12 protein-coding genes are annotated in these 10,400 nt (G+C 69.9%); 6 read left to right on the top strand and 6 right to left on the bottom strand.

The features are described from left to right. Nucleotides 1-143: 143 nt before the first annotated feature. The 6 genes from ACFSOX_RS23220 to lgt form a co-directional block, all read right to left on the bottom strand. The gene (locus ACFSOX_RS23220; protein ID WP_378480195.1) at nucleotides 144-644 is read right to left on the bottom strand and encodes a type III secretion system chaperone family protein; all 501 of its coding nucleotides are present in this window, start codon (nucleotides 642-644) and stop codon (nucleotides 144-146) included. A gap of 777 nt (nucleotides 645-1,421) precedes the next feature. After that, complete coding sequence (locus ACFSOX_RS23225; RefSeq protein WP_111358531.1) at nucleotides 1,422-2,375, bottom strand: ribose-phosphate pyrophosphokinase; 954 nt, start codon at nucleotides 2,373-2,375, stop codon at nucleotides 1,422-1,424. Between the two features lie 200 nt (nucleotides 2,376-2,575). Beyond that, complete coding sequence (locus tag ACFSOX_RS23230; protein WP_378480196.1) at nucleotides 2,576-3,190, bottom strand: hypothetical protein; 615 nt, start codon at nucleotides 3,188-3,190, stop codon at nucleotides 2,576-2,578. Nucleotides 3,191-3,373: 183 nt separating this feature from the next. After that, nucleotides 3,374-4,141: a peptidoglycan editing factor PgeF gene (gene pgeF, locus ACFSOX_RS23235; protein WP_378480197.1), complete on the bottom strand. Its 768-nt coding sequence runs from the start codon at nucleotides 4,139-4,141 to the stop codon at nucleotides 3,374-3,376. Next, the gene (locus ACFSOX_RS23240) at nucleotides 4,138-5,259 is read right to left on the bottom strand and encodes a class I SAM-dependent methyltransferase (protein ID WP_378480198.1); all 1,122 of its coding nucleotides are present in this window, start codon (nucleotides 5,257-5,259) and stop codon (nucleotides 4,138-4,140) included. The genes pgeF and ACFSOX_RS23240 overlap by 4 nt, the downstream gene beginning before the upstream one ends. Next, complete coding sequence (gene lgt, locus ACFSOX_RS23245) at nucleotides 5,256-6,101, bottom strand: prolipoprotein diacylglyceryl transferase (protein ID WP_378480199.1); 846 nt, start codon at nucleotides 6,099-6,101, stop codon at nucleotides 5,256-5,258. The genes ACFSOX_RS23240 and lgt overlap by 4 nt, the downstream gene beginning before the upstream one ends. A 217-nt stretch (nucleotides 6,102-6,318) precedes the next feature. Between lgt and ACFSOX_RS23250 the strand changes: the two genes are divergently transcribed. The 6 genes from ACFSOX_RS23250 to ychF all read left to right on the top strand — a co-directional run bounded on the left by ACFSOX_RS23250 (nucleotide 6,319) and on the right by ychF (nucleotide 10,254). Next, nucleotides 6,319-6,612, top strand: a complete 294-nt coding sequence (locus tag ACFSOX_RS23250) for an accessory factor UbiK family protein (RefSeq protein WP_378480200.1) — start codon at nucleotides 6,319-6,321, stop codon at nucleotides 6,610-6,612. Between the two features lie 260 nt (nucleotides 6,613-6,872). After that, complete coding sequence (locus tag ACFSOX_RS23255; RefSeq protein ID WP_378480201.1) at nucleotides 6,873-7,598, top strand: 50S ribosomal protein L25/general stress protein Ctc; 726 nt, start codon at nucleotides 6,873-6,875, stop codon at nucleotides 7,596-7,598. A 204-nt stretch (nucleotides 7,599-7,802) separates the two neighbouring features. Then, nucleotides 7,803-8,438, top strand: coding sequence for an aminoacyl-tRNA hydrolase (gene pth, locus ACFSOX_RS23260; RefSeq protein ID WP_378480202.1), 636 nt, complete (start codon nucleotides 7,803-7,805; stop codon nucleotides 8,436-8,438). A gap of 41 nt (nucleotides 8,439-8,479) precedes the next feature. Continuing rightward, complete coding sequence (locus tag ACFSOX_RS23265) at nucleotides 8,480-8,848, top strand: hypothetical protein (protein WP_378480203.1); 369 nt, start codon at nucleotides 8,480-8,482, stop codon at nucleotides 8,846-8,848. Next, complete coding sequence (locus ACFSOX_RS23270; RefSeq protein WP_378480204.1) at nucleotides 8,748-9,146, top strand: PIN domain-containing protein; 399 nt, start codon at nucleotides 8,748-8,750, stop codon at nucleotides 9,144-9,146. The genes ACFSOX_RS23265 and ACFSOX_RS23270 overlap by 101 nt, the downstream gene beginning before the upstream one ends. A gap of 10 nt (nucleotides 9,147-9,156) precedes the next feature. Then, a complete protein-coding gene (ychF, locus tag ACFSOX_RS23275) occupies nucleotides 9,157-10,254 on the top strand; it encodes a redox-regulated ATPase YchF (RefSeq protein ID WP_378480205.1) in 1,098 nt (365 codons plus the stop codon). The last annotated feature ends 146 nt before the right edge of the window (nucleotides 10,255-10,400 follow it).

Here is a 10,400-nt window from a genome sequence, read left to right on the forward strand (position 1 = left end):
CCACCAACCGAGGCTCGCCGCATAAAGCACAATCCGTGCCGGACAGCCGTGGGACGAGCCCGGCCATGACGGCGGTGGGGCAGCGACCACGGGCTGCCGGCAATGGGGTGACGGCGCGCGGCGACCCGGCGACGGGCCGACCCTCACGCCTCGCCGTGGGTCTCGAACATCACGGCTTCCATCGCCTCGCGGGGCGACTTGCCGGCCCACATGACGAACTGGAACGCCTGGTAGTAGCGCTCGCACGCCTCGGTCGCGGTGGCGAGCATCGACTCGCATTGCGGGCCCGAGGCCTCGACGCCGCCGGCCAGCACCAGCGCGTGGCGGAACATCACCAGCCCGTCGTTGGCCCAGAAGTCGAAATGGCCGACCCAGAGCTGCTCGTTGATCATCGTCACGAGCTCGAGCAGCTCGGCGCGCCGGCGCTCCGGGACTCTCAGATCGAACGCGCAGGCGAGATGCAGCGCCTCGATCTCGCCCATCCAAGTGAAGGAGATCTGATAGTCGGTCCACTTGCCCGTCATCACGAGCGTGACCTCGTCCTCGCTGGACCGCGCGAAGGACCAGTCGTTGACCGCCGCGATCCGTTCGACGATGTCGACCGGATTGGCGCTCCGCGAGCTCGAGATCTCCATCAACGACATGTCGCTTCCACCCCTCGAGTGCCGGACGCGGGAGAACGCACGCACGCACGCCACACCACGGCACGCGCCGGGTGCCCGAAGCGCCCGCCTGCAAGGTCGTCCTGCAGGGCGGGACCGACGAACACCGAATCACTCGGTTCTTCGACTATAGAGCGCGCCCTGGTCCGACGGAATCGGGTCTCGCTCCGTTCATTCGTGCAGTTCACATCCGTCTCCGACAGGCGCGTCTCGGGCGCCGCCGGATCGGCCGTGGCGGCCGCGACGCGATCGTCGCGGTCACCCGAAAGGGTTCGTTCATTCCGCTGAATCGCGCAACGACCGCCCCGTCCCGGTCCACAGGGAAGCGGAGTTGTCCCCGCGACAGTTTGACTCGGGTGCGCGACGGCTCTGGACGGCGTTCTGAATCAAAAGCGGAACGGATCGGAATCGGAGCCGGAACGGGGCGGGACGGCGTGCCGACGCGAGGGCCGACGTGAGTCGGACGTGATCGTGAGTCGGTCGTGATCAGGAAACGTGATCACGGGCGGAGCGCACGGTGTTTCGAAGTCGTCCGCCGGCGATTCCGGTGGAGCGACCGCCACGGCCTTCGTCATCCCGGGGCGCGGACCTCCAGGTCCGCGAGCCCGGGATCGATACGCCCGGTGCGGATGGCTCGCGACGGAGACGGAACATGGATTCCGGGCTCGCGCCGTCGGCGCGCCCCGGGACGACCGGCCCTTCGATGTTGCACGGAACGACCGCGGCGAGCGAGCCGCCACGGTCGAAGCGAACGTCCGCTCAGTCGAACAGGCTCGACACCGATTCTTCGGCGGCGGTGCGGCCGATCGCTTCGCCGAGCAGGGTGGCGATCGACAGCACCCGGATGTTGTCGGCGACCCGCACCGCCTCGGTCGGCTGGATCGAGTCGGTGATGACGAGCTCCTTGAGCCGCGACGCCGTGATGCGCGCGACGGCGCCGCCCGACAGCACGCCGTGGCTGATGTAGGCGTAGACGCGCTCGGCGCCGTGCTCCAGCAGCGCGTCGGCGGCGTTCACCAGAGTGCCACCCGAGTCGACGATGTCGTCGACCAGGATGCAGGTGCGGCCCTCGACGTCGCCGATCACGTTCATCACCTCCGACTCGCCGGCGCGCTCGCGCCGCTTGTCGATGATGGCGAGCGGAGCGTTGATCCGCTTGGCGAGCCCGCGGGCACGCACCACGCCGCCGACGTCGGGCGACACGACCATCAGCTTGGAGAGCTCGAAGCGCTCCTTGATGTCGCGCACCATCACGGGCGAGGCGTAGAGATTGTCGGTCGGGATGTCGAAGAAACCCTGGATCTGGCCGGCGTGCAGGTCGACCGTGAGGACGCGGTCGGCTCCGGCCCGAGTGATCAGGTTGGCGACCAGCTTGGCCGAGATCGGCGTGCGGGGACCGGGCTTGCGATCCTGCCGGGCGTAGCCGAAATACGGCAGCACGGCGGTGACGCGCCGCGCCGACGCGCGCTTGAGCGCGTCCATGATGATCAAGAGCTCCATCAGGTGGTCGTTCGTCGGGAACGACGTGGCCTGCACGACGAAGACGTCGGCGCCGCGGACGTTCTCCAGAATCTCGACGAAGACCTCCATGTCCGCGAAGCGGCGGACGACGGCGCGGGTGAGCGGCGTCTTCAAGTAAGCCGCGATCGCTTCGGCGAGCCGCGGATTGGAGTTGCCTGCGACGAGCTTGATCGCCCCATTCTTGCCAGGCATTCCCGACCTCCTGAACGCCCACGCGAGCGACTAACCTGTCCGGCGGCGCCTGAATACAGGGCAGGCGGGGCCGGCGCAATACGACGGTTTTGTTATCCGGAAGGTTTTCGCCCGCGACTGGTGTCGCGAGGACACGTCTGCTCGGACTAGTTTACGCTGAGACGACCGAACGCGGGGTATGCCGACCGGCGGAGGTGCGGTCAGGGCGTCGTCGCGTCGAAGGCGGCCAGCGCCATGCCGGTGTCGGCGGGCGGGCTCGTGTCCGGTGCGGGCGTGCCGGCCGGACCGGAGGGGGCGGGCGTCGGGCGCGGTGCTGCCATGAAGCCGGCGAGGCGGTCCATCCCGGACGACGCCATGCGGCGAATCACCTGCTCGTCCGCGGCCGCCCAGGTGTTGCTGCCGGCGCCACTCACCGGCTCCTCGCCGGACATCCGGTACACGCGGCGCTGGTCGGCGTCGTAAACGTCCCACACCCAGCTCACCACCGACTTCTTCGGCGTGACGATGGTGGCCGTGTAGACCCGCACGCGGTAGTGGGCCGGGGTCTGGCGCGACACCACGGCGACCTGGCGCGACTGCGCCTCGCTGGTCAGCGACTGCACCATGCGGTTGAAGACGCTCTCGGGCGGCCCGTCGATCGACTCGAAGGCGACGGTCGCGCGCCCTGCCGGCGCCGCGGCGACGGCCGGGCCGCTGGTCTGCCCGGTGGTCTGCGTGCAGGCGCCGCACAGGAGCGCCACCAGGATCGCGCCGATCCCGCCGCTCCTCGCGCCCGTTGCGGACGGCGCGGACAGTCGCGCCGGTCGAGCCTGCATGAATTCGATCCCCGTGCTCCGCGGCCCGGTCGAGCGGGTCCGTCGGGCGGTGTCCCGCCTCGTTCGGTAACCGATGCTTAACCGTAAATGTGGCGAGGATCCAGCCGCGGGGATCGAAGCGGCCGGCGTCAATGGTTTTTCAAGAGGTGTGTGGCTTCGGCGTCTCGACCGCGCCGGCGAGGCTCACGGCACCAGCACGATGGCGTTGACGTGGCGGCCGTAGTCCGGCTCGCCCCGATGGGTGGCGCGGCGGAACGAGTAGAAGCGCGCCTCGTCCGCATAGGTGCAGACGTCGAGATCCTCGATGTGGCGCAGCCCGGCGGCCGCAAGGCGCGCCGCGATGTAGCCGGCGAGGTCGAGCCTCTCGCGGTCGCCGGCGCCGGGGGCGAAGAAGCGCGCATGCGCCGGATCCTGGGCGACGAACAGGGCCTTCACCTCGGGGCCGATCTCGTAGTTGCGCTGGCGGATCATCGGCCCGATCGCGGCGACGATCCTGTCGCGCGATGCGCCGAGGGTTTCCATCGCGGCGATGGTCGAATCGGTGACACCGGCCAGCGCCCCGCGCCAGCCGGCATGCGCCGCCCCGACCACCCGGGCCTCGGGGTCGGCGAACAGGACCGGCCCGCAATCGGCCGTCGAGGCGCCGATCGCCAGCCCCGGCGTGCGGGTGACGATGGCGTCGCGCTTCGGCCGCTCGGCCGCCGTCCACGGCGTCTCGGCGACGATCACGTCGGCCGAATGGATCTGGATGGCGCTCAACAGTCGGTCCGGCGCGACCCCGACGGCGGCGGCCATGCGGGCGCGGTTCTCGGTCACCCGATCCTGGTCGTCGCCCGAGCCGAAGCCGGCATTGAGGCTCGCATAGAGCCCCTCGGAGACGCCGCCCTCGCGGGTGAAGAAGGCGTGCTTGATGCCCGGCAGGGCGGAGAGCGAGCGGGCGGTGAGCATCATGGGGCGGTCTCCGTCGGGCCGGCGATCAGGCCGGGCAGGGGGCCGAGCGCAGGGTCGGCGAGGCCGATCGCCTTGAACAGGCCGCCCATGCCGGTTTTCGTTTTCGTATCGACGAGGCGCGCGAGCGCGGCGTCGATCTCGGCCGCGCGGTCCGGGTTCGTCGCCTTCAGGGCGGCGGCCCGCGCCTCGATCCCGAGATTTTTCAACAGGCTCGCCTGGGTGACGGGTCCGTGCACGGCCGCCCCGGCGGCGCCCGCCGTCGCGGCGAGCGCAACAAAGTCCACATGGGCCGTGAGGTCGGCCTCGCCGGGTGACGAAAACGGGTCCGCGAAGGCGTGGCCGCGCATCGCCTGCAGCGTCTCGCCGGGCCCCTGATCGACATGGCCGTAGTCGATCACCAAGGCGGCGCCACCGGCGGCGACCCGGCGGGCGAGTGCGGCGACCGGCGCCTCGTCACGCCACTCGAACAGGGTGCCGGAGGGGGCGACGCGCCAGAATTCCGGGATCCGCTCCGCGAGGTTCGGGTCGGCCGGCCCGAGCCTGAGGGCGAAGCCGCCGTCGGGCGCCAGCCCGACCTGGCGCTCGCACCAGCCGTCGCGGGTCTTCTCGGCCTGGTGAACCGGGAAGGCGTCGAAAAACTCGTTGGCGACCAAGATCGTCGGGCCATCCGGCACCTCGCCGAGGTCGCGGTGCCAGGCGATCGGCACGCCGGCGCCGGCGAGGGATTCGCGCTGGCGTTCCGCTAAAACCGGGCTCGTCTCGACGAGGTGCACGCGGAGCGCGGCCCGGAACCCCGGCAGCACACGCGCCGCGCGCAGTATGTCGGCCATCATGGTGCCCCGGCCGGGACCGAGCTCGACCAGGCGGACCGGCACCGGCGCGCCCATCTGCTGCCAGACGGCGGCGGCCCACAGGCCCAAGACCTCGCCGAACATCTGGCTGATCTCCGGGGCCGTGACGAAGTCGCCGGCCCGGCCGAGCGGGTCGCGCGTCGCGTAGTAGCCGTGCTCCGGGTGGCCGAGGCAGACCGCCATCCACTCGGCGAGCGGCAGCGGACCGTGGTCCGCGATTTTTCGGCGCAGCAGGTCGGCGAGGGGCGAAACCAGCGGAGACGTCATGCCGCCTCGGCGGGCGTCGCGCGCCCGAGCGGCGGCCGGCGCAGCGCATAGGTGATGAATCCGACGCCGGCCAGGAACAGCGGCACCGAGAGCAGCATCCCCATGGTCAACCCACCCCACAGGAAGCCGAGCTGCGGGTCGGGCTCGCGGAAGAACTCGCAGAACGAGCGGGCGACCGCATAGACGCAGGCGAACAGCCCGACCGTGAGGCCCGGCCGCTTCAGCGCCCCGGCCCGCACGGCGAAGAACAGCAGAAGGAACAGGGCGAGCCCCTCCAGTCCCGCCTCGTAGAGCTGGCTCGGATGCCGCGGCAGCGGCCCGCCGCCCGGGAACACCATGGCCCAGGCGACGTCCGGGGCGGGCCTTCCCCAGAGCTCGCCGTTGATGAAATTGGCGAGCCGGCCCAGCAGGATGCCGATCGGCGCCACGGCGCAGGTGAGGTCGCCGACGGTCGGGATCGACAGGCCGCGCGAGCCGGCGAACAGCACCACGGCGGCGACGCAGCCGAGGAAGCCGCCGTGGAACGACATGCCGCCTTCCCACAGCTTCAGAATCTTCATGGGATCGGCGGCGAACAGGTCGAAATTGTAGAACAGTACGTAGCCGGTGCGGCCGCCCAGGATGATTCCGAGCGTCACCCAGACCACGAAGTCGTCGAAGTCGACGACCGACAGGGGCGCCGGGCCGCCCCACAGCTTCTCGTTGCGGATGAGCGCGCGGGCATAGACCCAGCCGAGCAGGATGCCGACGATATAGGCGAGCGCGTACCAGCGGATCGCGAACGGGCCGAGGCTCACCAGCACCGGGTCGATGCGCGGAAACTGAAGGACGGCGAGCGGCATCGGCGGGCTCTTCGGTGGAATGGTTCGGCCGGCGGGGCGGTTCGGGTGATGCGGCGCGCGCCGCCGCGCGTCAAGCGGGCGGCGCGCTGCGGCGGGCGACGGGGCGGCGGATCGCCGGTCCGGACGACCGCGGCGCTTGCGTCGCTGCACCGCGATCGCCATTGTCTGCCGCGACCGACACCCATTGCCGATCATGCGTTCCGGAGACGACATAACGATGGCCCAGACGACGAGCCGGTTCTTCGACGAGATGGCCCGACTGATGAACGACGCAGCCGGCGTCGCCCAGGGCGTGCGCCGCGAGGCCGAGACCCTGATCAAGACCCAGGCGGAGCGCATCCTGCGCGACATGGACATCGTCCAGCGCGAGGAGTTCGAGGCCGTCAAGGAGATGGCCCGCCTCGCCCGCGAGGAGAACGAGGTTTTGAAGGCCCGGCTCGCCGCCCTGGAGGCGAAGCTCGCCCCCGAAGGCCCGACCGGCCTGGACGCCGGCACCACCGCGGTGGTGTGAGGCGGAAGATCCGCTGACGCCCGCGCCCCTCTCCCTCCCCGTGCGGCGGGGAGAGGGGACGGCCGGCCGCACCTCTGGTCGCCATTTCAGGGCGCTTCCTTGTCAATCCGGGCGGCGCTTTGCTATAAGCCCGCGTTCCGCGGCCTGCACGCACCCCTGGAGGCCGGCCGCGCCGCCGCGTCAGCGGCAATCTTCATCCGTGCATCGACCGGGCGGGGCCGCGCGAGCGGGCGTTCCCGGTTGGAGAGAGGACACCAACCATGACGACCGTCAAAGAGCTGAAGGCGACGTCGCGTCCGCGGGCCGGCAAGGGGGCCGCCCGGGCCGTTCGTCGCGAAGGCCGCGTACCCGGCGTGATCTACGGCGACAACAAGCCGCCCGTCACCATTTCCCTGGATTCGGCCGAGCTGCGTCAGCGCATCTTCGCCGGCCACTTCCTGACGACGATCTTCGACGTCGATCTGGACGGCACCAAGCATCGTGTGATCCCGCGCGACTACCAGCTGGAGCCGCTGCAGGACCGCCCCGTGCATGTCGACTTCATGCGGCTGGGCGAAGGCGCCACCATCCGGGTGCGGGTACCGATCCGCACCGTCAATCCGGAAGGCGCCCCCGGCATCAAGCGCGGCGGCACCGTCAACATCGTCACCCACGCGGTCGAGCTGCGCTGCCCGGCGGACGCCATCCCGGAGTCGATCGAGATCGACCTCGCCGGCATGGAGATCAACCACTCGCGCCACCTCAGCGACGTCAAGCTGCCGCCGAACGTCAAGACGGTCGGCAAGCTCGACCCGACGCTGGTCACCCTGGTGCCGCCGTCCGGCTACGCCGAGGAGCAGCGCGCCGCCAAGGACGCGGCGGCGGCTCCGGCCGCGGGTGCGGCGGCTCCGGCGGCCGGCGCCAAGGCTCCGGCGGCGGGGGCCAAGGCCCCGGCCGCCGACGCCAAGGCCGCGGCCGGCGCCAAGAAGCCCGACGCCAAGAAGTGAGGCCGGTCCGGGGGCGGTGCGCCGCCCCCGGCCCACCTTGCCGTCGATGGATACGGTCGTCATTCCGGGACGGCGCGGAGCGCCGGACCCGAGATCCAGCCGCGAGATCCTGAGTTGCCGCTGAATTCCGGGTTCGCGAGCCCACGGCTCACGCCCCGGAACGACAGCGGGCTGATCGGCCGGGACGGGGTGTGAGGCATCGTCATGCGGCTCCTGGTCGGGCTCGGCAATCCGGGCTCCCGCTACGCCGGCAACCGCCACAATATCGGCTTCATGGCGATCGAGGCGATCGCCCGCCGCCACGGCTTCCCGCCGTGGCGAAAGCGTTTTCACGGCCAGGCGACCGAGGGGCCGCTGGCCGGCGAGCGGGTCATGCTGCTGATGCCCGAGACCTACATGAACGAGTCCGGCCGCGCCGTGCAGGAGGCCGCGCAGTTCTACAAGGTTCCGCTCGCCGACATCGTCGTGTTGCACGACGAGCTCGATCTGCCGCCCGGCAAGGTGCGGCTGAAGACCGGGGGCGGCGCCGCCGGCCACAACGGCCTGCGCTCGATCGGCGCCCACTTGGGCAACGATTTCCGCCGGGTGCGCATCGGCATCGGTCATCCCGGCATCAAGGAGATGGTGCAGCACTACGTGCTGCAGGACTTCGCCAAGGCCGAGCGCGATTGGGTCGCGACGCTCTGCGACACCATCGCCGACAATGCCGGCCTGCTCGCCAAGGGCCAGGATTCGACCTTCCAGAACAAGGTCCACCTCGCCATGCAGGCGAAAGGCTTCTTGGGGCCCGACAAGGAACCGGCCGGCGGGGGCGGTGCCGGGAAGCCGGAGCGCGCTTGACACGGAAACACTGAAACACGAAATCAGTGTGGAGGTGTCCCATGAAGAACGTCACCATCACGCTGCCGGACGAGATCCTGGCCCGCGCCCGCGTCGAGGCGGCGAAGCAGGCCAAGAGCCTGTCGCGATACGTCGCGGATGCCATCGTGGAGAAGATGGGCGGCGCCGCGGACCCGATGGCGATCCTTCGTCCCTTCTTCACCGGTCCCGGATACCCCGGCATCAGCGAGAACATGCCGACGCGCGAGGAGCTCTATGCCGAACGGGAGGAGGAGCTGGTTCGTCGATACGAATCTCATCGTCTACACGGTGGATCCGAAAGAGCCGGAAAAGCGGACTCTGGCGCAGGAATGGCTCACCCGGATGATCGAGACGGGAAGCCTGGTCCTCAGTCCGCAAAGCCTGAATGAATGCTATCGCGTCATCACCGAGCGGCGGCCGCGGATGGCGCATGACGAAGCGCGTCTGTTCGTCACCGGCTTCATGTCCTCCTGCACGGCGCCGCTCGACTGCGACGTTCTTCACCGCGCCTGGCGTGTGCAGGACGCCGGCGGCTTCGACTGGTGGGATTCTCTCCTGATCGCATCCGCCCTGGTCGCCGGATGCAGCGTCTTCCTGAGCGAAGACATGCAGCACGAGCGGACGATCGAGGGTATGACCATTCTCGACCCCTTCAAGCTCGGGTCACCCGAGCCCTTCTTCTCCTGACGAGAGCATCATGGGATTCAAATGCGGCATCGTCGGCCTGCCCAATGTGGGCAAGTCGACCCTGTTCAATGCGCTCACCGCCACGGCGGCCGCGCAGGCGGCGAACTATCCGTTCTGCACCATCGAGCCGAATGTCGGCGAGGTCGCGGTGCCGGATCCGCGCCTCGACGTCTTGGCGAAGCTCGCCAAGTCGAACGACATCATCCCGACGAGGCTCGCCTTCGTCGACATCGCCGGCCTGGTGCGCGGCGCCTCGAAGGGCGAGGGGCTCGGCAATCAGTTCCTCGCCAACATCCGCGAGGTCGACGCGATCGTCCATGTGGTGCGCTGCTTCGACGACCGCGACATCACCCATGTCGAGGGCCGCATCGATCCGGTCGCCGACATCGAGACGATCGAGACCGAGCTGATGCTCGCCGATCTCGACAGCCTGGAGAAGCGCGTCGTCGCCGCCGAGAAGAAGGCGAAGGGCGGCGACAAGGAGGCCAAGGAGCTGTTCGACCTGATGAGCCGCGCACTCGTGCTGCTGCGCGAGGGCAAGCCGGCCCGTCTCGTCGAGCTCAAGCCCGAGGACGAGAAGCCGTTCCGCCTGCTCGGCCTCCTGTCGTCGAAGCCGGTGCTCTACGTGTGCAATGTCGAGGAGGGTGCGGCCGGCACCGGCAACGCCTACTCGAAGGCGGTCGAGGCGCGCGCCGCCGAGGAGGGCGCCGTCGCGGTCGTCATCTCGGCCCAGATCGAGGCCGAGATCGCGATCCTGCCGAACGAGGAGCGCGCCGATTATCTGGCCGCCATCGGGCTCGAGGAGCCCGGCCTCAACCGGCTGATCCGGGCCGGCTATCAGCTGCTCGATCTCGTCACCTTCTTCACCGTGGGACCGAAGGAGGCGCGCGCCTGGACGATCACGCGCGGCACCAAGGCGCCGCAGGCGGCCGGCGTCATCCACACCGATTTCGAGCGCGGCTTCATCCGCTCCGAGACCATCGCCTACGACGACTACGTCACCTATTCGGGCGAGGCGGGCGCCCGCGACGCCGGCCGGCTGCGGCTGGAAGGCAAGGAGTACGTCGTCGCCGACGGCGACGTGCTGCACTTCCGATTCGCGACGTGAGGCGAAACCCCACGGCCTCGTCATGCCCGCGCTCGTCGCGGGCATCCACGTTCTGACGACGGCGCTCGAACAACGACGTGGATGGCCGGGACAAGCCCACGGCTGTCCGGCACGGATTGTGCTTTATGCGGCGAGCCTCGGTTGGT

It is taken from the genome of Rhodoplanes azumiensis (assembly GCF_042682915.1).
Classification (GTDB): Bacteria; Pseudomonadota; Alphaproteobacteria; order Rhizobiales; family Xanthobacteraceae; genus Rhodoplanes; species Rhodoplanes azumiensis.

Bases quoted from the DNA above. Each gene is read 5' to 3' on its own strand.
- ACFSOX_RS23220 (WP_378480195.1), bottom strand. From the start codon at position 644: ATGTCGTTGATGGAGATCTCGAGCTCGCGGAGCGCCAATCCGGTCGAC.
- ACFSOX_RS23225 (WP_111358531.1), bottom strand. From the start codon at position 2,375: ATGCCTGGCAAGAATGGGGCGATCAAGCTCGTCGCAGGCAACTCCAAT.
- ACFSOX_RS23230 (WP_378480196.1), bottom strand. From the start codon at position 3,190: ATGCAGGCTCGACCGGCGCGACTGTCCGCGCCGTCCGCAACGGGCGCG.
- pgeF (WP_378480197.1), bottom strand. From the start codon at position 4,141: ATGATGCTCACCGCCCGCTCGCTCTCCGCCCTGCCGGGCATCAAGCAC.
- ACFSOX_RS23240 (WP_378480198.1), bottom strand. From the start codon at position 5,259: ATGACGTCTCCGCTGGTTTCGCCCCTCGCCGACCTGCTGCGCCGAAAA.
- lgt (WP_378480199.1), bottom strand. From the start codon at position 6,101: ATGCCGCTCGCCGTCCTTCAGTTTCCGCGCATCGACCCGGTGCTGGTG.
- ACFSOX_RS23250 (WP_378480200.1), top strand. From the start codon at position 6,319: ATGGCCCAGACGACGAGCCGGTTCTTCGACGAGATGGCCCGACTGATG.
- ACFSOX_RS23255 (WP_378480201.1), top strand. From the start codon at position 6,873: ATGACGACCGTCAAAGAGCTGAAGGCGACGTCGCGTCCGCGGGCCGGC.
- pth (WP_378480202.1), top strand. From the start codon at position 7,803: ATGCGGCTCCTGGTCGGGCTCGGCAATCCGGGCTCCCGCTACGCCGGC.
- ACFSOX_RS23265 (WP_378480203.1), top strand. From the start codon at position 8,480: ATGAAGAACGTCACCATCACGCTGCCGGACGAGATCCTGGCCCGCGCC.
- ychF (WP_378480205.1), top strand. From the start codon at position 9,157: ATGGGATTCAAATGCGGCATCGTCGGCCTGCCCAATGTGGGCAAGTCG.